This is a genomic window from Luteibacter sp. UNCMF366Tsu5.1, from assembly GCF_900119235.1.
Taxonomy (GTDB): Bacteria; Pseudomonadota; Gammaproteobacteria; order Xanthomonadales; family Rhodanobacteraceae; genus Luteibacter; species Luteibacter flocculans.
The window spans coordinates 1,310,263-1,331,978 of sequence record NZ_FPIS01000001.1 but is presented as its reverse complement, the minus strand read 5'-3'; the positions used below and the strand labels follow the sequence as shown (position 1 = coordinate 1,331,978).

Sequence of the window (21,716 nt, the reverse complement as noted above, 5' to 3'; positions counted from 1 at the left end):
AAGAGACGAAGCATGAGGGTCCAGACGTTCACTCGCCGTATACGTTCGCCGGCCGAGCTAGTCTTCCCGGCGAACCGCGATCTCGCCGTTGCCCAGCATGATCCGCAGACGATCGCCGATGGCAACGTCCGTCGAGCGACGCACCACGGCGTTGCGCTCGTCGAAGACGATGGCGTAACCACGTTCGAGGGTGGCGAGAGGGCTCACCGCGTGCAGTGTGCGCGCTTGTTCCGAAAGGCGCAGCCGGTCGCGCTCTACGCGGCGCGACATCGCCACGACCATGCGCTGGCGCAGGTCGGCGATGCGAATCCGCGACGGCGTGAGCCTCAGCTTCGGGTGCTGCGCGGCGAGGCGGGCCTGCAGTCGTTCGAGACGGGCGCGTCGCAGGTGATTCGCTTGAGCGACACTTGCATAGATGCGGCGGCGCAGGCCTTCCAGGCGCTGTGCGTCGCGCGCGAGGCGGGCTTGAGGGCGTTGCGCGTTGAGCCGGGCCTGCCAATGGTCGGCGCGCTGCGCGGCAGCCTGCAGTCGCCGCGTGGTCAGTGTCGCCATGCGCTGGCGCAGGCGATCCAGTTGCCGGGCAAGATCGGCGCCATCGGGAACCAGCAGTTCGGCGGCTGCTGACGGCGTTGCCGCGCGGAGGTCGGCCACAAAATCGGCGATGGTGAAGTCCACTTCGTGGCCCACCGCCGAAACGACCGGGATCGCGCTGGCGTGGATCGCACGCGCCACGCTCTCGTCATTGAAGGCCCAGAGGTCTTCCAGCGAACCGCCGCCACGCGTGACGAGCAACACGTCGTAGCGACCGCTGGCGGATGCCCGGTGCAGCATCGACGCAATCGCGGGCGGCGCCTCGCGTCCCTGCACCGGTACGGGCAGCACGTCGACCTCGGCCAGGCCGAGACGGCGTCCGAGCACGCTGAGCACATCGCGAACGGCCGCACCCGATGCCGAGGTGATGACACCGATCCGGCGCGGAAAACGGGGCAGGGTGCGCTTGCGTTCGGGAGCGAAAAGGCCCTCCGCGCCGAGCCGGGCTTTCAACTGCTCGAATTCGCGCTGCAACGCACCTTCGCCAGCCGGTTCCATGTGGTCGGCCACGAGCTGGAATTCGCCGCGAGCCTCATATAGTCCGACCTTCGCGCGCATCAGCACGTGCATGCCGTCCGTCGGGCGGAAACGCAGGCGCGACGCCGCCATGCGAAACATCGCGCAGCGCACCTGCGCGTTGGCGTCCTTCAAGGTGAAGTACACGTGGCCCGAGGCGGGTCGGGCCACGTTGGACAACTCGCCCTCGATCCAGACGCCCATGGGCAGGGCGTCTTCCAGCAGATCGCGCACCAACCGGTTCAATCCGGAGGGCGTGAGGATCTCGGGAGGGGCGCGGTCGTCAAGGTCGGACATGGACCGCCGAGGTTAACACGGCGGTCGCATATGTCGATGGGGTAGGGACTTAGGCCACATTCCTGCCGGTCGAGTTACATGCGGAAGACGCCGAATCGGCCCTGCTCGATCGGTGCGTTCAACGACGCGGAGATCGCCAGGCCGAGCACGCGGCGCGTGTCGGCCGGGTCGATAATGCCGTCGTCCCAAAGCCGCGCGCTGGCGTAGTACGGATGGCCCTGCCGCTCGTATTGCTCGCGCACCGGTGCCTTGAAGGCTTCTTCGTCTTCCGCGCTCCAGGTGCCGCCGCCGGCTTCGATGCCGTCGCGGCGAACCGTCGCCAACACCGACGCGGCTTGCTCGCCACCCATCACGCTGATGCGCGCGTTGGGCCACATCCAAAGGAACCGAGCGCCATAGGCACGGCCGCACATGGCGTAATTGCCGGCGCCGAAGCTGCCGCCGATGACGACGGTGAACTTGGGCACGTGGGAGCACGCCACGGCCGTGACCATCTTTGCGCCATCCTTGGCAATGCCGCCGTTCTCGTACTTGCGGCCGACCATGAAGCCCGTAATGTTCTGCAGGAACACCAGCGGAACATTGCGCTGGTTGCACAGTTCGATGAAGTGCGCCCCCTTCTGCGCCGATTCGCCGAACAGGATGCCGTTGTTCGCCACGATGCCCACCGGATAGCCGTGGACGTGCGCGAACCCGGTCACCAGCGTCTTGCCGTACCGCGCCTTGAACTCGTGGAACTCGGAATCGTCGACGAGTCGCGCGATGACCTCGCGGATATCGAATGGGCGCCGCGTGTCCTCGGGGATCACGCCGTAGAGTTCTTCCGCAGCAAAGCGCGGCTCACGCGGTGGACGCAACGCCAGCGGCTGCGGCTTTACCCGGTTGAGCGAGCCGACGATGTCACGCGCGATGGCCAGCGCATGCACGTCGTTCTCGGCGAAATGATCCGCCACGCCGGACACCGACGTATGGACGTCCGCGCCACCCAGGGCTTCGGCATCGACCACCTCGCCCGTGGCGGCCTTCACCAGGGGCGGGCCACCGAGGAAGATGGTGCCTTGCTCGCGCACGATGATCGTCTCGTCGCTCATGGCCGGCACGTACGCGCCCCCCGCGGTGCACGAGCCCATCACGACGGCGATCTGCGGAATGCCCTGGGCACTCATGCGCGCCTGGTTGTAGAAGATTCGTCCGAAGTGCTCGCGATCGGGGAAGACTTCGTCCTGCAACGGCAGGAACGCGCCGCCGGAATCCACCAGATAGACGCAGGGAAGGCGGTTTTCCATCGCCACTTCCTGCGCGCGCAGGTGCTTTTTCACGGTCATCGGAAAATACGTACCGCCCTTGACCGTGGCGTCGTTCGCCAGCACGACCACTTCCTGGCCCATGACGCGGCCGATCCCGGCGATGATGCCCGCGGCCGGTGCCGCACCGTCGTACATCCCATGTGCCGCCAACGGCGCCAGTTCGAGAAACGGAGAGCCCGGATCGAGCAAGGCCCGAATGCGCTCGCGTGGAAGGAGCTTGCCGCGCGCGACGTGTTTCTCGCGCGCTTTGGCGCCGCCGCCCTCGGCGGTCAAGCGCAGCGTTTCGCGAAGATCCTCGGTCAGCGCGCGCAGGCGCTGGCTGGCCGACTGGAACTCGGCGGAACGGGTGTCGATCTGCGATGGAAGAATGGGCATGGGCGTTCGCGCAAGGACGAAACGGCCATGATAGCGGGCAGGGCGTCGGCGAAAACGCTGCGCTGCGGCAGCGCGCATAAAAAAACGGCCACCCGAAGGTGGCCGTTTTCATTCATCGGAAGCGAGCGTGAGGGCTTACTTCTTGCTGTCGTCCGCAGCGCTCTTCGCGTTGTCGGCAGCGTCCTTGGCCTGGTCGGCAGACTTGTCAGCCTGGTCGGCAGCGTTGGAAGCAGCGTCCTTGGTGGCGTCCGAAGCGCCGCCAGCGGTCGAGGCCGAAGCAGCAGCCTGGGCCTGCGAAGCAGCGTCCTTGGCCTGGTCAGCGGACTGCTGAGCCTGGTCAGCGGCCTGGGAGGTCGCGGCGTTCTGCGACTGGTCGGCGGCCTGCTGGGCCTTGTCCGCCTGCTGCTGAGCGTCGGCGGCCGACTTCTGGGCGTCTTGCGCGGAATCCTGCGCGCCGTTGCTGCAAGCTGCCAGAAGCGCGACGAGCGCAGAGGCGAGAAGGGTACGCGTCAAATTCATTGTGTTTCTCCTTAGCCGTGGAATGCCGTGAGGCGGGCGTATTAATAGCTCAGTTGTTGATACTTAGCTACACATCGTGCCATTTCGCTTCAGGGCGCATTAAAGCCGATGGATATGGCGTGACGATTAATCCATCAATATCTGTCGACGTCGGGTTCACACCAATTCGATGGCGATCGCCGTTGCCTCGCCGCCACCGATGCACAGCGCGGCGACACCCCTTTTTGCCCCACGCGCCGTCAACGCATTGAGAAGGGTGACGACAATGCGCGCGCCGCTGGCACCGATAGGATGGCCCAGGGCGCAGGCACCGCCGTTGACATTGAGCTTGTCGTGAGAGACGCCCAGCTCGCGCATGACCGCCATCGGCACCACGGCAAACGCTTCGTTGACCTCGAACAGATCCACGTCCTCGATCTTCCATCCGGCCTTTTCGACGACCTTGGCGATGGCACCGACCGGGGCGGTGGTGAACCATTCCGGTTCCTGCGAATGCGTCGCATGGGCGGCAATGCGCGCGAGGGCGGTGACGCCGCGCGCCTTCGCCTCGTCGGCTGAAAGCAGCACTAGCGCCGCGGCACCGTCGGAAATGCTGGACGAACTGGCCGCCGTGATCGTGCCGTTTTCCTTACGGAAGGCAGCGCGCAGCGTGGGAATCTTCGCCACGTCGGAACGGCCCGGCTGCTCGTCCTCGGCGAACGCCTGCTCGCCCTTGCGACCCTGGACGGTCACCGGAACGATCTCGTTGGCGAACGCGCCCGACTTCTGCGCGGCCTGCGCGCGCTCGACGGAAGCGATGGCGTACGCATCCTGTTCCTCGCGTGTGAAGTGGTACTTATCGGCGCACTGTTCGCCGAACACGCCCATGGCCTGGCCGTCGTACGGGTTGGTGAGGCCGTCCCATGCCATGTGATCGACCAGTTGGCCGTCACCGTAGCGAATGCCGGTGCGCGCGTTGACCATGTGCGGCGCATTGGTCATCGACTCCATGCCGCCCGCGACGACGATCGAGGCCGAGCCGGCCTTGATGAGATCGTGGCCCAGCATCAGCGCCTTCATGCCGGATCCGCATACCTTGTTGATGGTGGTGCAGCCGGTGGACACCGGCAGACCCGCGCCGAGCGATGCCTGCCGCGCAGGCGCCTGGCCGAGATTGGCCGGCAGGACGCAGCCCATGATCACTTCGCTGACGTCGGCGGGAGCGACTCCGGCGTGTTCGAGCGCGGCCTTGATGGCGACGGAGCCGAGCTTCGGCGTGGGGACACCGGTGAACTGGCCGAGGAAGGAACCGATGGCGGTGCGCTTCGCGCCCGCGATGACGATGTCGGACATGGGGACTCCGTAGGACTCGGATGGCCGCCTTTCGAGGGCGGAAAACTCGTCGAGTATCGCAGTGGCGTTGGGGGCGGGGCAATCTGCGCCGCGTCACGCCGCCTTCCCGAATGGGGGCAACGGGCCGCTCTGCCAAGCCCCGGGATGGCGCGGTCGGCCTCGCGCCGCCCGTCCCGCCAGGGCCCGGCGTGCGCTCGAGCACGGTTTGGCGATCGCCTTGATCTTTCTCGTAGGGTCTTATGGCACCATCCGGTCCAGGGTGCCCACGGATCGCGGGCATGACATTGACGTCGAGTCAGGGGACAACATGAATACGATGCAACTGCCGCGTCGGCGCGACCTCGCGCTGGCCATCTGTGTGGGTATCGGTCTGACCGCCTGTGGCGGCGGTGGAGGGAACGGCGGCGTCCGCAGTTCGAACGTGCCTTCCGTACCGTCGAGCAACATTCCCTCGGTGCCGTCCAGCAACATCCCCAAGGACGACGTCCCCTCGTACAACATCCCCACACCCCCGCCATCGTCGGGCGCGACGATCAAGCAGCCGCCCGTGGACGTCCAGTTGACGGCCACCAACGTGCAGGCCGCCCACGACGCCGGCTTTACCGGCGCAGGCGTCGTCATCGGTATCGTGGACTCGGGCATCAACGCCGCCAACCCGGCGCTCATTGGCCGCGTGGGCCCGCAGTACAACTACGTCGATCCCGCCAGCAACAACCTCAGCGTAGGCGACGTGCTGGGTCACGGCACCTTCGTGGCGCAGGTGGCGGCGGGTCGTCCGGTCGGCATGTTCACCGGCGGCGTGGCACCGGATGCCTCGCTCGTCTCGGCGCGCATCATCGCCGACAAGGAGCCCACCGACGACGGCTCGGGCCAGGGCAACAAGGTCACCTCCGCCGATCCGCTGGGCGACGTCAACGCGAAGATGCTGGGCGCGGGCGCCCGCATCATCAACAACTCCTGGGGCGGTCTCTACTGGGATGCCGCCGATACCGCGACCACGGCCAGCTTCAGCAACGCCTATGGCGCGGCGAAAACCGGCGCCGCGCTGTTCGTCTTCGCGGCGGGCAACAGTGCCGACGCCAATCCGTCCACGGTTGCCGCGCTGCCGAGCCTGGATGCGTCGCTGGCGAAGGGCTGGCTGACGGTCGTGGCGCTGGATAGCGACCACACCGACACGATCGCTTCCTATTCCAATCGCTGCGGCGTCGCCAAGAGCTACTGTCTAGCAGCGCCGGGCACCGTCATCGTCACGTCGTCCGATTCGACCACCAGCAAGACGTCCTTCGTCTACGGTGCGGGTACCTCGTTTGCGGCACCGCAGGTCTCGGGTGCGGCGGCCGTGGTGATGCAGGCGATGCCGTCGCTTTCGCTGGACGACGTACGCCAGGTGCTGCTCGGCACGGCGGACGACCTCGGCGATCCGGGCCCGGACGCCGTCTACGGCTACGGTCGTCTCAATCTCGGTCGCGCCATCCGCGGCCCGGCAAAGTTCGACTGGGGCGACTTCCAGGTCAACGTAACGGGCGGCAATCTGACCTTCGCCAACGACATCTCCGGCGCTGGCGGCCTGCAGGCGACGGGTAATTCCCGCCTCACGCTGAGCGGTACGAATTCCTATACGGGCGCTACGACCGTCGGTTCGACCCTGACGCTGGAGGCGATGCACGGCATTCCCGCCGCGCTCACCGTGCAGGGCAACGCCACGGCGATCGTCCACGGCGACATCGGCGGCGACACCCTCGTCTCGTCCATTCTGCAGACCGCCGACGTCACCACGCACGTCAACGGCAATTACACGCAAACGCCAACCGGGCGGCTATCGCAGTTGCTGGGCGCCCCGCTGATCGTCAGCGGCAGCGCTTCGCTCGCAGGCGATTTCTACGTGGCCGGTGCCGTATCGGGCTATGTGCCGACGTCGCACCAGCAGGTGGTCGGTGCACAGTCGATCACCGGCACGTTCGCGACGACGACCAAGGCGAACGGCGTGTTCCTCAACGCCACCCTGCAATATCTGCCCAGCGAGGTGTGGATCAATACGACGACGCTGAGCGTCAGCCAGGTCGCGAGCACCAGCATGAGCCAGTCGGCGGCGGCGCAGTCGTCGGCCCAGCGTCTCGACGGCGCGTTCCAGCAGATCGACCAGGGCCTTTCGTCTTCCTCGGTCAGCGGTACGTCGTTCGCGACCGGCACGCTCGTCGCTGCGGGTGGCATCCAGCAGGCGGCGAACGTCCAGGTGGCGCAGGCATCCCTCGAATCGCTGTCCGGCCAGCTCTATGCGGCCAGCACGGCCGTGACGCTGGCAGGCATCGAAGCCGGCAACGATGCCTTGATGACGCATCTCGACCAGCAGGGCGCCGGTGGTGCCTGGACGCAGGCGTTCAACGGCCAGGGCGGGTTGAGCCGTGGCGGTTTTGGCAACGTCGGCTTCAGCCTTGACGGTGGACTCGCCGGTACCGATGTGCGTCTCGGCAGCAACGGTTTTGCGGGCGTCGCGGTCGCGCAGATGCAGAGCAGCGGCCAGCTTTCCGGCACCTTCGATCGCCAGCGCAGCCGTTCCACCGAAGGCATGTTTTACGCGGGCTCGCGCGGTGCGAACTGGTATGGCGTCGGGCGCCTGGGTTTTGGCAGCTTCCGCGGGAATACCCAGCGATTGCTGCGCTTCGGCGACCAGGCGTCGTTTGCGGGTGGCGACAACACCGGCCGCTACAACGTGGCCTATGGCGAGGTCGGTTACCGCACCGATGTCGGTGCGTTCTCGCTGTCGCCCTTCGCGAACGTGGAGTACGCGAGCATTCGGCGCGACGGCTTCCAGGAATCCGGCGGCGAAGGCTTCGGCCTCAGCGCCAACGGCCAGACCACGTCGCGCTGGCAGGCCGGTTTCGGCCTGCGCGCCGGCGCGTCGTGGCTCACCTCCGCGGGCAAGCTGCATCTCGATGCGAAGCTGGGCTGGCAGAACGCTTTCGCCACCAAGGGTGAGGTGTTCTCCGCACGCTACACGGGCATCGCGCAATGGGCTCCGGTGGACGGTATCGGCCTTTCGCGTCGTGCAGGCACCGCAGGCATGACGTTGGGCTGGGATGTGAGCGAGCGCACGCAGGTTGGCCTGGACGTCGATCAGCGCTTCGCCGATCGCGATCACTCGCGTTCCGCAAGCGCCACGTTCCGCATGGCCTGGTAAGCCGGGGGGTGGGGGTCTCGGCTTCATCGCTTCGTTGGCTTCTCGCCGCTATAGCGGCTCCCACATCTGTTCGGTTTCCTTGATATTGGGTGATCTGGGCGATGGGAACCTGCGGGTGGGAGCCAGCTTGCTGGCGATGGGAGCTCGCCTCTCGGCTACACCGCTTCGTTGGCTTTTCGCCACCAGGGTGGCCCCTACCTTCGCTTCGTAGGTTTCGCACCGCGATATAGCGGCTCCCACATTGCCCGGCGGCGGATCAGGATTTGCCGTGGAACAGTTCGCGGCCGATCAGCATGCGGCGGATCTCGTTGGTGCCCGCGCCGATTTCATAGAGCTTGGCGTCGCGCAGCAGGCGGCCGGCCGGGTACTCGTTGATGTAGCCGTTGCCGCCGAGCGCCTGGATCGCCTCCAGCGCCACCTTCACCGCATTGGTGGATGCATTGAGCAGGCACGCCGCCGGATCGATACGCGACTTCACGCCGTTGTCGAACTGCTGCGCCACCATGTAGGCAAAGCCACGCGACGACTGCAGCGCGGTGTACATGTCGGCGACCTTCGCCTGCATCATGCCGAAGGTGCCGATCGGTGCGTTGAACTGCTTGCGCTCGCGCACATAAGGCAGCACCAGATCGACCGCGGCCTGCATGATGCCGATGGGGCCACCCGAGAGCACGAGACGTTCGGTGTCGAGACCGCCCATCAGCACGCGCACGCCTTCGTTCACTTCGCCGACGATGTTCTCGGCGGGAATCTCGCAGTTCTCGAACACCAGTTCGCAGGTGTTGGAGCCACGCATGCCGAGCTTGTCGAGCTTTTGCGCGGTGGAGAAACCCTTCATGCCCTTTTCAATGATGAAGGCAGTCATGCAACGGCTGCCGGCAGGACGCGGCGCGGTGCGCATGTAAACCAACAGCACGTCGGCATCGGGTCCGTTGGTGATCCACATCTTCGTACCGTTGGCGACCCACACGTCGCCCACCAGCTCGGCGTGGCAGCTCATCGAGCCCACGACGTCGGAGCCGGCGCCCGGTTCGCTCATCGCCAGCGCGCCCACCCACTCGCCGCTGGTGAGCTTCGGCAGGTACTTGCGCCGCTGCGCCTCGTTACCGTTGTGATAGATGTTCTGCACGCAGAGGTTGGAATGCGCACCGTAGGACAGACCCACCGAGGCAGAGGCGCGGGAGATCTCCTCCATCGCCACCATGTGAGCCAGGAAACCCAGTCCCGAACCGCCGTATTCCTCCGGCACGGTGACGCCGAGCAGGCCCATCTCGCCGAGCTTCAGCCAGAGGTCTTCCGGAAAGACGTTCTCGCGGTCGATGCGATCCGCCCGCGGCGCGATTTCCTTCTCGGCAAAGGCGTGCACGCTTTCGCGCAGGAGGTCGAGGTCTTCACCAAGGGAAAACGGGCGCATGCGTGGAACTCCGGGGGGCGAGAAAAGCTGCCCATCGTAGCGTGCGGGGGCAGCCAAGCCACGGCGCGACGCAGCAAAGGTCGTTCGATCGCCATGGCGAGCTGCGCGCTGCCCGCCTGCCGGCATCAAGATAGGTCAGTGCACCGACGTGACGAAAAGGGCTGCGACTTTCTCGTTGACGCGGATCAGCAGCAGGCATTGATCGGCGACGAGGCGCATGGCCGGGGAAGGTTCGGTCGTTACGGGCTCTGGTAGCGCGAGAGGCTTCGAGGGGATCGACGGCACGTTTCCCTGGCGAACGGCCACCGCCAGCTCGTCGAAGCGGTCGGCAACGGCCGAACACAGGGCATCGACCACGGCCGATTCGTTCGCGGGCAGCGCTCGCCGGTGGACGCCCAGCGTCGACAGATGGGACAGGCCCGCCTGCAGGGCGGCAAGCAGACGCAAGGCCTGCTCGCCGCGCTCGCTGGAGTGGCCCGGCTCTGCAAGCAGTTCCGCCACGTTGCCCGCGACCGCGGCCTGCGCCGCATGCGCGTCGCGGCGAACGATGCGATAGGGCAGGTCGTCCTGCCTGCCGGTGGCGTACTGCGCCGCGATGACGCGCAGGTAGCGCGCATACGCTTGCAGGGCATCCGCGGCGATGTCTTCGAGACGCCGCACGCGCCAGTCCGGCAGCACGAAACGAATGGCTGCGATGGCGATCAAGGCGCCCAGCAGCGTGTCGAGCAGCCGCGGGCCGATGGCGTCGTAGCCCGCGCCGACGAGATCGAAGCACAGCAGCACGAACAAGGTGATGACGGCGGTCGCCAGCGTGTAGCGTCGCAGGCGGAAAGCGAAGAAAGCCGCGCCGGTCGCCACCAGCACGGGGAGTCGCCACTCGCCGCCGGGCAACAATTGCAGCATGGCCCAGCCGGCGACGAGCCCGGCGGTGGTACCGGCGATGCGTTGCAGGGTGCGTCGGCGCGTCGCGCCATAGCTGGGCTGGCAGACGAACAGCGTCGTCATCAATATCCAGTAGCCGTGCGTGGGATGCAGCAGACGCATGGCGAGGTAGCCGGCAAGCATGCCGCTTGCCAGGCGCATGGCATGGCGGAAATGCATGGAGCGGCGATCGAGGCGGACGCGAATGCGTGCGAACGCCTCACTCACCGACTCCGGCTCGCTGTCCTGCAGCGATACGTCGGTGCCTTCGCGCAGGGCACCTTCGTCACCGATGGCTTCCTGCAGTCGTTCCATGTTGTCGAGGAGCGCGGTAAGCGCGTCATCGAGCGTCCGTGCCAACGTCTGGGTACGGCGGCAGTGCGCCACGGCGTTGCGCACGTCGTCGAGGGCGGCGCGCGGCAAGGCGATCGTACCGATGGGCGCACCGTGGCGCACCGCATCGGCGCGCCTGCGGCAGGCGATGGCCTGAAGGCGAAGCAGGCGGCCGAAACGGAACATGACGTCGCTGTGATAAAGCGCTTCCGCCATCTCGTCGTACGGGTAGTGCGACGAGGTGATGCGTTCGTGGATGTCCTGCGCCACGAAGAACATGGCCAGCCTCGCGGCGGAGCGTCCGCGCGGCTGGCGGTGACCGATGCGATCCAGCAGCGCGGCACGGGTGGCGCCCAGTGCATCGACGGTGAGTCGGTTGCGTCGCGAGTACTCGACGGCAAGGGCGTCGCGGTCGAGGTCGTGGACCGGTTCGAACAGGGCGGCCTTGGCGTCGATCAGCGCCGCGAGCGACTCGAACAGGCGGGCCAGCGCGTGGCGTAGCGCCCGTTGCGGTGCGAAGGCGCTCCACAGCAGCGAGAGCAGCCCGTACCACGCCGCGCCACCGAGGATCGCGAGTGTGCCGAGTCCTTCATGCTGCCCGGCGTGCACCGCGTCCGAGGCGATCATCGTATAGACCGAGAGGATCAGGGTCGCGGTGGCGATGGTCGCGTAGCGTCCGCTCGCGGCGCCGAGCATCACGAGGCCGAACGTGCCGACCGGCAACAGCAGCGCAAAAAGGAGAGGGGAGCCGATGGTGGCCTCGACGATGGTCGCCGCGGCGCCAAAGCAGGCCAGCGTGACGAGCAAGCCGCGCAACCGTCCGCGCCAAGCGTCGTCGGTTTCGGCCAGCGCGCATGCGATGGCACCGAGCAGGGCCGGGACGATGGCTCCGGCATCGCCTTGCCACGTGCACAGGGCGACGATGCCGGCATGCGCCAGGAAGACGCGGACGACGTCGGCGAAACGATCCGATTGGGCGATGCGGTGAAGGAAACGCATGGAGGTAGCTTATCGCGATGACGGCGCCGCTTCGCGGCGCGCCACCGTGGAAGGCTATCGCGCCGCGTTTTTCAGCACAGGCCGCCGTTGACGGCGAGCACCTGGCGGGTGATGTAACCCGCTTCGGCGCTCAGCAGGAAGCGGACGGCCGCGGCCACTTCCTCCGGCGTTCCCGTGCGTTCCATGGGAATGGCCTTGAGGATGTGCTCCACCGGCACTTCGGGTTCGAGCATGTCGGTATCGATGAGGCCGGGGGCTACGCAGTTCACGGTGATCTTGCGCTTCGCAAGTTCGACCGCCAGCGCCTTCGCGGCGCCGATAACGCCGGCCTTGGACGCGCTGTAGTTCACCTGCCCGCGGTTGCCGACAAGTCCGGACACGGAGGTGATGCAGACGATGCGTCCGGCGGCTCGGCGTCGGATCATCGGCATCACCAGCGGATGCAGCACGTTGTAGAAGCCGTCGAGGTTCGTGCGCAATACCTGATCCCAGTCGTCCCCGCTGAGTGCGGGGAACGCGCCGTCGCGGGTCAGGCCGGCGTTGCAGACCACGCCGTAGTAAGCGCCGTGCGTCGCGACGTCCGCTTCCAGGGCGGCCGCCGTCGCGGCGCGATCGGCCACGTCGAACTGAACGATGCGCGCGGCGCGGCCCTTCGCCACGATCTCGGCGACGACGGCTTCGGCTTCGTCGCGACGCGAACGGCAGTGCACGACGAGGTCATAGCCGGCATCGGCGAGGTTCAGCGCAATGGCGCGGCCGATGCCGCGGCTGGAACCGGTGACGAGGACGGTATCGGTCATGAAAGGCTTCCGTTGGAATCGAGGTTGTTGCGGGGATCGAGGAATGGCGTGGGGTCAGGCGGGCTGAAGACGCTGAGGCGCGCCTCGGCGTGCATGCCCGGCGCGTCGATGCGGCAGGCGAAACCGCCCATGCCGTCGTCGTCGTGGAAGCTGCGCACTGCTTCGATGACCAGGCGCGCGCCCAGAGGGAAGGCGTCCACATCCGCGCGGTAGGTGCGCGTGCCGAGCAGGAAACCGGGCCGAATGTCACCGCCGGCGGCAAGCACCTGGCAGCCATTCCATGCGGCGATGGTCTGGGCCATCAATTCGACGCCCGCCCACGCGGGAAAGCCTGCGGCTTCCACGAACGCATCGCCACGCCGCACGGTCCGCTCGCAGACGATGCGTTCCGCCTCCCAGGTCACGACGCGGTCGAGCAGGATCATCGTGCCAGCGTGCGGCAACAGCGTTTCGATCGGCCAAAGCGTCATACGTCACCTGCCAGGATCAGGCTCGCGTTGTTGCCACCGAACGCGAAGGAGTTGCTCATGAGATAACGCTGGCCCGAAGGCAGCGACGCCCCCTTTTCGGTGAACGCGAGCGGGGGCAGGGCGGGATCGGCTTCGCCATTCCACGCATGCGGTGGAAGTCGTCGCTGCGGGTCGTGCAGCGCGAGCCAGCAGAATCCCGCTTCGAGTGCGCCTGCCGCACCCAATGTGTGGCCGGTGAGCCCCTTGGTGGACGAGCAGGGCACGGCGCGGACGAAGGTGTCCGCCATGGCATGGCTTTCCATGGCGTCGTTGTGCTCGGTAGCCGTGCCGTGCAGGTTCACGTAGTCGATCGTTCCTGGGTCGATGCCTGCCATGACCAGAGCTTGGTGCATGGCGTCGCTGGCGCCACGTCCATCGGGTACGGGCGACGACATATGGTACGCGTCCGAGCTGGCTCCGCCGCCGACGAGGGCGACCGGCGCGGCATCGCGGGTCATCAGGAACAGGGCAGCGGCCTCGCCGATGTTGATGCCCCGGCGTTCGCGGGAGAACGGCTGGCACCGCTCGGGCGAGGTGGCTTCCAGCGCGTGGAAGCCATGCGTGGCGAGGCGGCACAGCGTATCGGCGCCGCCGCAGATCACGGCATCGCACAGGTCCAGCTTCAGCAAGCGCCGCGCGCTGATGAGCGCTCGTGCGCCGGACGTGCACGCCGTCGAGATCGCGTAGCAGGGCCCCGCCACGCCCAGCCATTCGGCGAGAAACGCGGCCGGTGCGCCGAGTTCCTGATCGCTGTAACGGTAATCGTCCGCCCAGGAACCATGGACCGCGCGCGCGGCGATCTGCGCCGTGGCCTCTTCGATGCCCGTGGTGCTCGTGCCCACGACAACCGCCACGCGTGCCGCGCCGAAGCGCGCGATGGCGGCGCGGATGTCGCTTTCGATCTCCTGCGCGGCGAGCAGCAGCAGGCGGTTGTTTCGTGTGTCGCGATGCGCGAGACCTTCCGGCACCGGCGGCAGCGCCGCGCCGACCTCGCCCAGAGGCAACGAACGTCCGGGCACCCAGCCTTCGATGGAGCGCAGACCGTGCGTCGCGGCGCCGAACAGCGCCTCCGCGACGGCGGCCTTGCCGACACCCAGCGAGCAGGCGATGCCGAGTGCGTTGAGGTACGCCTGGCTCATGCGTCGGCGAGCGGCTTGCGTGCTGCCACGTTCACGAGGGTTTCCTCGCGCCGGCCGGGCGGCGGTGGCGCCTTGAGACCCCAGCGCTCCAGCAGGCCGAAATCTTTCGCGCGGCTCCACCACAGGTACGGCAACGAGACGTTGGTCTGATCGAACACGAAACCGCGCTGGCGCAGCATCGCCAGGTATTCGTCGGCGCTTTTCTGCACGTGCATCGGGTGGCGGAAGAACCAGCGGATCACCCAGGTGTCGATGTACGCCTTGGTCGACTCGGCGAACAGCAGCAGGCCGCCGGGCTTAAGCACACGCCAGAATTCGTCCAGCGCACGTTCCTGCTCCACCAGGTGATGGAAGGTCTGGTGGCAGAAGAGGACGTCGACGCTCGCGTCGGGAAGATCGATGCGTGCGCAATCGCCCAGCAGCAGTGTGGCGTCGATGCCTTCGCGCTCCGCCTCCGCCTTTGACAGCGCCACGCTGTGCGGATCGGCGTCGAGACCGATCAAGCGTCGCGGCGCGAACGCATCGCGCAGCAGGCGGAAGGAACGACCCTGACCGCAACCCACGTCGAGCAAGGTGCCGCCGCTGACGGGCGGATCGCCGACGAGGCGTTTCAGATCGTTGATGGCGACCCGCAGCACATGGTGTTGCCAGGTATGCGTACGCAGGAAGACGAAACCGATGCGGGTTTCCTCGACGTAGGTGGCGCTGGCGTACTTCATGCGTGGGTTCCAGGTGCGGGGAGGGACGACGCGGCGGCGAGCTGCCGCTCGATGTCGTCGACGAACACGGCAGGCGACACCAGTTGCATTTCGCCATTCGCAAGGCTCACGGCGACCTGCACGGTGCTGCCGCGCGTGAGCCGTTCGCCCGTCGCGGCATCGCTGACGGTGTAGTGAATCTTCAAGCGGTTCTGCCATTCCACGAGTTCGGCGCGCACGCGAAGCGCCTGGCCGAAGCGCGCGGCGCGTGCGTAGCGGACCTGCAGGTCGATGATGGGCCAGACATAGCCGGCATCCTTCATGCGTACGTAGTTGTGGCCGAGTTCGTCCAGCAGGACGCAGCGCGCCACCTCGAAATACTTGACGTAGTGGCCGTGCCAGACCACCTCCATCGAATCGACGTCGAAGAACGGCACCACGAGATCGATCTCGGTGGCGTACACACCTTTAGCGCGCATCGGCGGCTCCGTGGGTAGCGTGCCAGTAGGCGTGGAAGTTGAACCATTGCAGCGGTGCTGCCAGACAGCGTTCGCCGAGCCAGGCAGCGTAGCGGCTGACGGCGTTCGCGATGATCGTGCTGCGATGGCCACGTTCCCAGGTGGCCGCGTCGTCGAAGCGGCGAAGATGGATGCGGTAGCGCTTGCCGTACTTCAGACAGCAGACCAGGTTGACCGGGCAGCGCAGCATCGCCGCGACCAGCCACGGGCCCTGTGGAAACGGCGCGGGGGAGCCGAGGAACGGCGCGTCGACGGTGCGGCCGCCATGCGCCGGCACGCGGTCGCCTGCGATGGCGATCCATTCGCCGCGATCGAGACGTTGCGCAAGGTCGAGCATCGCTGCGGTGTCGAGGTCGCCCACGTGCATGAGGTTCAGGCGACGATCGCCCGATTCGCCGAGCAGTCGGTTGAAATGCGCCGCGTTGGGCAGGTGCATCAGCACGTTCAGCATCACGCCTTCGCCCAGTTCGGCCATGGCGCGGCAGACGTCGAGGTTGCCCAGATGGGTGCACACCAGCAACTGCCCGCGTCCACCCGACAGCAACGCGTTGCGCACACCGTCCGGATCGTCCATGTCTACCGAGGACAGGCGCAGCTTGCCGCGCCATACGTCGAAGCGATCGAGCATGCATTCGCCGAAGGCGAAGTACTGCGCCAGCACGGGGCGGACACGGGGGAACAGATCGGTGCGGCCGCTCCACGCGGCGAGGCGCTGTTGGTATTCCGCGACGTGCTGGCGTGCCGCGCGTCCTGTCGCGAAGAAATACAGCACCACGAGCGCGATGACCGGCGACACGATGCGCCGCCCGAGTACGCGGATCGCCATGGCGGTGAGCTTCATGCCGAGGAAGCTGCCGCGTTCTTTCTGCGCGGTCCAGTGTCCCGTCGCTGCGGCGTCAGGCATGCGCTGTCTCCAGGCGGAGCTGCGCCGAAGACGCCGGCGCGTCCCCCACGGCGTAGGCGAAATGCAGTCGACCGCGCGCGGCATCGTGGCGAAGCGTCAGGCGCAGCGTGTCGCCCGGTCGCAGCAGCCGCTGGAACTTCAATGCGTCGATGGCGCGACACGTACGGGGCGTGCCCAGGCGAGTGGCGGCGAAGTCGAGTGCCCAGCCGATCTGCATCACCCCCGGGAGCACCGGCGCATCGGGGAAGTGTTCGGCGAAGCAGGCGAGATCGAGCGGAAGCACCAATTCGAGGACGTAGCTGTCGTCCTCCCGCCGCTCGGAGGTGACCGTGGCTACCGTCGGCAGGGGCGCGCGCAGCAACGCATCGGTCTCGCCCGGCTCCGGCAGTTGCTCTACGAAACGCCACGCCATCGGGGTGGACAGGGGGTCGTCGCCTGCGGCGTGCTGGCCCAACTCGTTCACGACGCCTGCGCGGCCATGGCGCAGCAGCGCGGTTCGGCCCGAGGGACTGAGCGCCACCACCATGCCCGGGCCGACCTTGCCGGCATAACCGCCCGCCGCTGCCGCCACCCAGGGATGCGATGCGAGCCGCGTCGCCGCGCCGTCCATGGGCGCCTTGTTGATCCGCCGCCGCAGGCGCTGGCGCAGGATCCATTCGCCGATGAAAAGGACACCCATGACGGAGTAGGCGAGGATGCCGTTGTAGAACGTCCACCACGACAAGGGGCCCCATGCGGCCAGCAGCCCCGACACGGTGCCGTTCAAGGCGAAAAATGCCACCCATACCCAGGTCACCCGGCGTGTATAGCGTACGGCGACCGGCGGCAGGTCGGGCTCGGTGACACGCGCGATGCGCTCGATCATCGGCGGACCGAATTTCAGGCTCAGGCCGAAGGCAGCGAGCAGCAGCGCGCAGATGAGGCTGGGATACCAGCGCAGCAGATGCTCCTCGCCACCGAAGGCCAGCACCGCGCAGTACACGAGGGTTATGCCGAGCATCCAGCGGCCGCCCGGCTGGCGCATCAGCGCGGGGGCGCGCACGAGCCACAGTGCGCCGAGGATCAGGCCGAACAACGGCGTCGACACGTGGTCCATGCCGAAATACACGATGAAGGGGTAGAGCACCCCCACCACCAGCAGGATGAGATCGCTCAGCTTGCGCATGACGACTCGCTCGCCTGCACGTAAAGGGCGAGGCTGCGTACGGTTTCGAAATGGCGGCGCGCCTCGCGGGAGTCCGACGCGATGGCGAGGCCGTAGCGGTTCTGCAACGCCAGTGCCAGTTCCAGCGCATCCACGGAATCCAGCCCCAGGCCCTGGCCGAACAGCGGCTGGTCCGGGGCGATGTCGTCGACGGAGAGATGTTCCAGCGCGAGCGTATCGATGATGAGGCGGGCGATGTCGCGTTCGAGATCGGTCATGCCTGAAGTTCCCTGGCGTAGAGCGCGTGGAGATGTTCGTTGATGCGGCGCGAGGCTATCGGCGCGGGAGCGCCTTCGCTGAAGGCCTCCACTGGAATGTCGTCGCCGACGCGCAGATGCATGCGCACGCGGCGATGCGGCACGCGATACCACGGCTCGGCCTTGGTCAGCGTCGTGGGCCGCACGGTGATGAAGACCGGCGTGATGACGCGCGCGCCACGCACGGCGATGGCCGCGGCACCACGGTGAAATACGGGCGGCTCGCCGGGCGTGGTGCGTGTGCCCTCGGGAAACACGATCAGCGTCTGGCCTTCCCGCAGGACGTCGGCAGCGCGGTCGAGCATCTCGGCGCTGCCGTCGTTGCTGATGTACTGCGCCACCGTCACCGGTCCGCGCATGCAAGGGTTCTTCCACAGGCTGTGCTTGACGATGCAATTGGCGTCGGGCACGTGGCCGAGCAGGAACACCACGTCGATGAGCGACGGGTGGTTGGCGACGATCATCTGCCCCGGGCGTCCCAGGCGTTCGAGCCCTTCGAAACGGTAGTCGAGCACGCCAGTGCGATACATAAACTGCGAATGCAGCCAGAAGGCGCGACCTACCGTGCGCCGCGCGCGGCGGCGCCGACGTGCCGGCGGACCGGGCCAGTGCAGCACGACCGGCAGGATAAGCACACGCAGCAGCACGCCACCGATGCCGAACAGCGCGAAGCTCAGTGCCGTGAAAACGAAGCGCCACGCCCAGGCGTCGCGGCGGCGGGTCACGCTATCGGCTGCCAGGTCCATCGTCGTGTTTTCCACGGGTGGTCGAGGGGCGCGCCGTGATGCATGGCGCGGACGAAGCGCAGGGCGTGCGGCAGGTCGTCGCCCGCCGCGCTGCCGTCATGGGCGCGCAGCGACAGCCGCCAGCGCGGGCCGGGCCCCGCCAACGACAGCCGCAACGCCAGCGTATACGAGAACGGCACGTCGTCGATCCATCCGTCATAGGCGGTGGCAGGCCGTTCTTCGGCGATGACGGCGAGCACGGATGGCGCACCGTCCGCCAGCAGGGCGGCGGCCTCGACGATGGCGTGCTCGAACGTGTCGGCCTCGCCGGCCAGGGCGATCGATTCCCCGCGCTGGCCGCGCAGGATCGACCATTGGCCTGCAATGGCATTGTGGACGGACAGGCCGAACTGCGTCGGCGAGAGCGGCGCGCCTCGTCCGATCTCGTCGAGCATCGCGAAGGTGCGGGTGGTCTCGCCGTGGCGGGACGCGAACACGAAGGGCAGTTGCTCGTCGTCGTCGCACAGCGGCCAGGCGGTGTGCATCACGATGCGCGCCAGGCGGCTCAGCCGGCGGCGCTGCATCGGCGGGACGAAATCGCAGGCCGGTTGTTCGCCGTGATCGACGATGGCGTACGGTGCATCCGCCCAGGCGGCCCAGGCGGCGGCGTCTTCCACACCGGGTGCCCAGGCGCGCCATGCGTCGATGCAAAGCTCGATCACGTGGCTTGCTCGTCGAAACGGCGGAGGGTAAGCGCGGCGCAACTGCCACCGAAGCCGAAGGTGTTGGACAGGATGGTGTCGACGGCAAGGACGCGTTCGCCCTCGATCAGTGGTGCGTCCGCAAACGCAGGATCGCGCCGAACCGGCGTCGCACCGCCCAGCAGCACGCCCTCGGTCAGCATGGCGATGGAGGCGATGGCATCGAGTGCGCCCGCCGCGGCTGGCGCGTGACCGATCAGGCCCTTGATCGAAGACATCGGCGGCACGGGTGCGCCGCGCTCGCCGAACACGCGGCGCAGCGCCTCCCATTCGGCGAGATCGCCTGCCACGGTGGCACATGCATGCGTGTTCACGTAGTCGGGCAGGACGCCCGCGAGATCGATGGCCTGATGCATCGCCTCGGCCATGCCATCGGCTGCCGGGCTGATCATGCCGTCGGGGTCGGAGGCTGCGCCGTAGCCGGCCATCTCGGCCAGGATGTGGGCGCCGCGCGCCAGCGCGTGGTCCAGCGATTCCAGCACGAGCACGCCGGCACCGCCGCCGAGCAGGATGCCGTCGCGATCCGCGGCATACGGCGTGGACACCCGCTGGCCCGCGACGCTCGTCGTGGACAGCGCGTTCATCACGTCGAAGCACATGGCGGCCTTGTCGTGCAGTTCCTCCGCGCCGCCGCAGACGACGATCTCCTGGCGGCCGAGCTGGATCCATTCCATCGCCTGGCCGATCGCATGAGCGGCGCTGGTGCACGCGGAGCCGACGGTGAAACCGCGACCGCCGAAGCCGAATGCCTGAGTCAACGTGGCGGTAATGGCGCTCCCCATGCTTCGCGGCACGATGAACGGCGAGAGCCGACCGATGCCCTTCGCGTGGAAGACGTCGAGGCCTGCCTCGTATTCGCTGAGCGCCGCGGCACCGCCCATCACCACGCCCACGTCGCGTTCGCGCACGCGTACCGCGTCGAGGCCGGCTTCGGCGAGCGCTTCGCGTGTGGCGTGCCAGGCGAACTCGCCGGCTTGCGGCAGATAGCGGCGGAGCTTGCGCGGCGGTGGTTCGAGGTCGGCGATATCGGCCGGCGCACCGACCTGGCAACCCATGCCGAGCGCGGTGAACTCCGGCATGGCACGAAAACCCGCGCGTCCCGCGCGCAATCCGTCGAACAGCGCGCGCCGGCCTGCACCGAGGCAGGACACCGCGCCCATGCCGGTGACGACCACGCGCCGCATCAGGCGTACGCCTTGAAGACCAGCGAGGTGTTGATGCCGCCGAAGGCGAAGTTGTTGCTCATCACGTACTCGGTGCGGATCTCGCGGCCCTCGCCGGTGAGATAGTCCAGCGCGGCGCATTCGGGATCGGGCGTGTCGAGGTTGATCGTCGGCGCGAACCAGCCGCCGCGCATCATTTCGATAGCCCACCATGCTTCCAGCGCGCCGCACGCACCCAGCGTGTGGCCTACGTAGCTTTTCATGGAGCTGATCGGTACGCCGCCGCCGAGCACATCGGCCGTGGCGTGGCTCTCCGCGACATCGCCGCGGTCGGTGGCCGTGCCGTGTGCGCTGACGTAGCCGATCGCCGTGGCGGGCAGATGTGCGTCGGCGAGCGCCATGCGCATCGCGGCCGCCATCGTCTCGCGCGTGGGCTGGGTGATGTGTGCGCCATCGGAATTGGTACCGAAGCCGACGACTTCGGCCAGGATGCGCGCGCCGCGCGCCACGGCGTGCTCGTACTCTTCAAGCACGAGCGTGGTGGCGCCTTCGCCGACCACGAGGCCGTCGCGTCCGGCATCGAACGGGCGGGGCGTGAGATCCGCCGTGTCGTTGCGCGTGCTGGTGGCGAACAAGGTGTCGAACACGGCTGCGCCGGGACCGGAGAGTTCTTCCGCGCCACCGCACAGCATGAGCAACTGCTTGCCCTGCTGGATCGCCTCGTAGCCGTAGCCGATCGCCTGGCTGCCCGACGTGCATGCGCTGGACGTGGTGATGACACGGCCCTTGAGGCCGAAGAACACGCCGACGTTCACCGCGGTGGTGTGCGCCATCATCTGGATGTAGCTGGTGGCGGTCACGCCCTGCATGGACCCGGTTTCCAGCATGTGACCCACGGTACGCGCCGGTTCGATGCTGCCGCCCGAGGAGCCGTAGGCCACGCCCATGCGGCCATCGCCGATGCGCTCGTCGCCCAGCAGGCCGGCATCGGCCAGTGCGCGTTCGCTGGCCGCCACGGCCAGTTGCGCCACGCGACCCATGGAACGTACGTGCTTGCGCGACCAGTGCGGCGGCAGGGTGAAATCGTCCACGGGGACGCCGAGCCGGCCGTTGAGCTTGTCGAAGTAATCCCATTCGCCCATGCGGCGCACGGCGTTGCGGAAGCGGCGCAGCCGCGTCTCGATGGTGGCCCAGTCGTGGCCGAGCGGCGTGATGCCGCCGATGCCGGTGACGACGACGCGCTTCATGCCGCGTGC

19 protein-coding genes are annotated in these 21,716 nt (G+C 67.5%); 1 reads left to right on the top strand and 18 read right to left on the bottom strand.

Annotated elements, in window-relative coordinates:
• Nucleotides 1-57: 57 nt before the first annotated feature.
• The 4 genes from xseA to BT115_RS05940 form a co-directional block, all read right to left on the bottom strand.
• Nucleotides 58-1,404: an exodeoxyribonuclease VII large subunit gene (xseA, locus tag BT115_RS05955; protein ID WP_072321561.1), complete on the bottom strand. Its 1,347-nt coding sequence runs from the start codon at nucleotides 1,402-1,404 to the stop codon at nucleotides 58-60.
• 74 nt (nucleotides 1,405-1,478) lie between these two features.
• Nucleotides 1,479-3,086 carry a carboxyl transferase domain-containing protein gene (locus tag BT115_RS05950; RefSeq protein ID WP_072322278.1) on the bottom strand — a complete coding sequence of 536 codons (1,608 nt, stop codon included), beginning with the start codon at nucleotides 3,084-3,086 and terminating at the stop codon, nucleotides 1,479-1,481.
• Between the two features lie 135 nt (nucleotides 3,087-3,221).
• Entirely contained in the window at nucleotides 3,222-3,605 is a 384-nt protein-coding gene (locus BT115_RS05945) for a hypothetical protein (RefSeq protein ID WP_072321560.1), read from the bottom strand.
• Between the two features lie 156 nt (nucleotides 3,606-3,761).
• Nucleotides 3,762-4,937 (bottom strand): thiolase family protein, encoded by a 1,176-nt coding sequence (locus tag BT115_RS05940; protein ID WP_072321559.1) that lies wholly within the window; start codon nucleotides 4,935-4,937, stop codon nucleotides 3,762-3,764.
• Between the two features lie 307 nt (nucleotides 4,938-5,244).
• Here BT115_RS05940 and BT115_RS05935 point away from each other — a divergent pair, with 307 nt between their 5' ends.
• Nucleotides 5,245-8,115 carry an autotransporter serine protease gene (locus BT115_RS05935; RefSeq protein ID WP_072321558.1) on the top strand — a complete coding sequence of 957 codons (2,871 nt, stop codon included), beginning with the start codon at nucleotides 5,245-5,247 and terminating at the stop codon, nucleotides 8,113-8,115.
• Between the two features lie 256 nt (nucleotides 8,116-8,371).
• Here BT115_RS05935 and BT115_RS05930 read toward each other — a convergent pair whose 3' ends face one another.
• From BT115_RS05930 to BT115_RS05865, 14 genes are all read right to left on the bottom strand, one after another.
• Entirely contained in the window at nucleotides 8,372-9,529 is a 1,158-nt protein-coding gene (locus tag BT115_RS05930; protein WP_072321557.1) for an isovaleryl-CoA dehydrogenase, read from the bottom strand.
• A 135-nt stretch (nucleotides 9,530-9,664) separates the two neighbouring features.
• Entirely contained in the window at nucleotides 9,665-11,782 is a 2,118-nt protein-coding gene (gene yccS, locus BT115_RS05925; protein WP_072321556.1) for a YccS family putative transporter, read from the bottom strand.
• A 71-nt stretch (nucleotides 11,783-11,853) separates the two neighbouring features.
• Nucleotides 11,854-12,582 carry a 3-oxoacyl-ACP reductase FabG gene (fabG, locus tag BT115_RS05920; RefSeq protein WP_072321555.1) on the bottom strand — a complete coding sequence of 243 codons (729 nt, stop codon included), beginning with the start codon at nucleotides 12,580-12,582 and terminating at the stop codon, nucleotides 11,854-11,856.
• Complete coding sequence (locus BT115_RS05915; protein ID WP_072321554.1) at nucleotides 12,579-13,052, bottom strand: ApeP family dehydratase; 474 nt, start codon at nucleotides 13,050-13,052, stop codon at nucleotides 12,579-12,581. The genes fabG and BT115_RS05915 overlap by 4 nt, the downstream gene beginning before the upstream one ends.
• Complete coding sequence (locus BT115_RS05910; protein ID WP_072321553.1) at nucleotides 13,049-14,230, bottom strand: beta-ketoacyl-[acyl-carrier-protein] synthase family protein; 1,182 nt, start codon at nucleotides 14,228-14,230, stop codon at nucleotides 13,049-13,051. The genes BT115_RS05915 and BT115_RS05910 overlap by 4 nt, the downstream gene beginning before the upstream one ends.
• Complete coding sequence (locus BT115_RS05905; RefSeq protein ID WP_072321552.1) at nucleotides 14,227-14,949, bottom strand: class I SAM-dependent methyltransferase; 723 nt, start codon at nucleotides 14,947-14,949, stop codon at nucleotides 14,227-14,229. The genes BT115_RS05910 and BT115_RS05905 overlap by 4 nt, the downstream gene beginning before the upstream one ends.
• Nucleotides 14,946-15,407: an acyl-CoA thioesterase gene (locus tag BT115_RS05900; RefSeq protein ID WP_072321551.1), complete on the bottom strand. Its 462-nt coding sequence runs from the start codon at nucleotides 15,405-15,407 to the stop codon at nucleotides 14,946-14,948. Before BT115_RS05900 ends, BT115_RS05905 begins: the two co-directional genes overlap by 4 nt.
• Nucleotides 15,397-16,350 carry an LpxL/LpxP family acyltransferase gene (locus BT115_RS05895; protein ID WP_072321550.1) on the bottom strand — a complete coding sequence of 318 codons (954 nt, stop codon included), beginning with the start codon at nucleotides 16,348-16,350 and terminating at the stop codon, nucleotides 15,397-15,399. Before BT115_RS05895 ends, BT115_RS05900 begins: the two co-directional genes overlap by 11 nt.
• Nucleotides 16,343-17,515, bottom strand: coding sequence for an ApeI family dehydratase (locus BT115_RS18860; RefSeq protein WP_072321549.1), 1,173 nt, complete (start codon nucleotides 17,513-17,515; stop codon nucleotides 16,343-16,345). Before BT115_RS18860 ends, BT115_RS05895 begins: the two co-directional genes overlap by 8 nt.
• The gene (locus tag BT115_RS05885; protein ID WP_072321548.1) at nucleotides 17,503-17,772 is read right to left on the bottom strand and encodes a phosphopantetheine-binding protein; all 270 of its coding nucleotides are present in this window, start codon (nucleotides 17,770-17,772) and stop codon (nucleotides 17,503-17,505) included. The genes BT115_RS18860 and BT115_RS05885 overlap by 13 nt, the downstream gene beginning before the upstream one ends.
• Complete coding sequence (locus tag BT115_RS05880; protein WP_072321547.1) at nucleotides 17,769-18,557, bottom strand: lysophospholipid acyltransferase family protein; 789 nt, start codon at nucleotides 18,555-18,557, stop codon at nucleotides 17,769-17,771. Before BT115_RS05880 ends, BT115_RS05885 begins: the two co-directional genes overlap by 4 nt.
• Nucleotides 18,533-19,258 (bottom strand): beta-ketoacyl synthase chain length factor, encoded by a 726-nt coding sequence (locus tag BT115_RS05875; RefSeq protein WP_072322277.1) that lies wholly within the window; start codon nucleotides 19,256-19,258, stop codon nucleotides 18,533-18,535. The genes BT115_RS05880 and BT115_RS05875 overlap by 25 nt, the downstream gene beginning before the upstream one ends.
• Nucleotides 19,255-20,481, bottom strand: coding sequence for a beta-ketoacyl-[acyl-carrier-protein] synthase family protein (locus BT115_RS05870; RefSeq protein WP_072321546.1), 1,227 nt, complete (start codon nucleotides 20,479-20,481; stop codon nucleotides 19,255-19,257). The genes BT115_RS05875 and BT115_RS05870 overlap by 4 nt, the downstream gene beginning before the upstream one ends.
• Entirely contained in the window at nucleotides 20,481-21,707 is a 1,227-nt protein-coding gene (locus BT115_RS05865) for a beta-ketoacyl-ACP synthase (RefSeq protein ID WP_072321545.1), read from the bottom strand. The genes BT115_RS05870 and BT115_RS05865 overlap by 1 nt, the downstream gene beginning before the upstream one ends.
• Between the last annotated feature and the right edge of the window lie 9 nt (nucleotides 21,708-21,716).

Coding starts and splice junctions, on each gene's coding strand:
- BT115_RS05935 (WP_072321558.1), top strand. CDS start 5,245: ATGAATACGATGCAACTGCCGCGTCGGCGCGACCTCGCGCTGGCCATC.
- BT115_RS05865 (WP_072321545.1), bottom strand. CDS start 21,707: ATGAAGCGCGTCGTCGTCACCGGCATCGGCGGCATCACGCCGCTCGGC.
- BT115_RS05945 (WP_072321560.1), bottom strand. CDS start 3,605: ATGAATTTGACGCGTACCCTTCTCGCCTCTGCGCTCGTCGCGCTTCTG.
- BT115_RS05950 (WP_072322278.1), bottom strand. CDS start 3,086: ATGCCCATTCTTCCATCGCAGATCGACACCCGTTCCGCCGAGTTCCAG.
- fabG (WP_072321555.1), bottom strand. CDS start 12,582: ATGACCGATACCGTCCTCGTCACCGGTTCCAGCCGCGGCATCGGCCGC.
- xseA (WP_072321561.1), bottom strand. CDS start 1,404: ATGTCCGACCTTGACGACCGCGCCCCTCCCGAGATCCTCACGCCCTCC.
- yccS (WP_072321556.1), bottom strand. CDS start 11,782: ATGCGTTTCCTTCACCGCATCGCCCAATCGGATCGTTTCGCCGACGTC.
- BT115_RS05915 (WP_072321554.1), bottom strand. CDS start 13,052: ATGACGCTTTGGCCGATCGAAACGCTGTTGCCGCACGCTGGCACGATG.
- BT115_RS05910 (WP_072321553.1), bottom strand. CDS start 14,230: ATGAGCCAGGCGTACCTCAACGCACTCGGCATCGCCTGCTCGCTGGGT.
- BT115_RS05895 (WP_072321550.1), bottom strand. CDS start 16,350: ATGCCTGACGCCGCAGCGACGGGACACTGGACCGCGCAGAAAGAACGC.
- BT115_RS05930 (WP_072321557.1), bottom strand. CDS start 9,529: ATGCGCCCGTTTTCCCTTGGTGAAGACCTCGACCTCCTGCGCGAAAGC.
- BT115_RS05900 (WP_072321551.1), bottom strand. CDS start 15,407: ATGCGCGCTAAAGGTGTGTACGCCACCGAGATCGATCTCGTGGTGCCG.
- BT115_RS05905 (WP_072321552.1), bottom strand. CDS start 14,949: ATGAAGTACGCCAGCGCCACCTACGTCGAGGAAACCCGCATCGGTTTC.
- BT115_RS18860 (WP_072321549.1), bottom strand. CDS start 17,515: ATGCGCAAGCTGAGCGATCTCATCCTGCTGGTGGTGGGGGTGCTCTAC.
- BT115_RS05885 (WP_072321548.1), bottom strand. CDS start 17,772: ATGACCGATCTCGAACGCGACATCGCCCGCCTCATCATCGATACGCTC.
- BT115_RS05880 (WP_072321547.1), bottom strand. CDS start 18,557: ATGGACCTGGCAGCCGATAGCGTGACCCGCCGCCGCGACGCCTGGGCG.
- BT115_RS05870 (WP_072321546.1), bottom strand. CDS start 20,481: ATGCGGCGCGTGGTCGTCACCGGCATGGGCGCGGTGTCCTGCCTCGGT.
- BT115_RS05940 (WP_072321559.1), bottom strand. CDS start 4,937: ATGTCCGACATCGTCATCGCGGGCGCGAAGCGCACCGCCATCGGTTCC.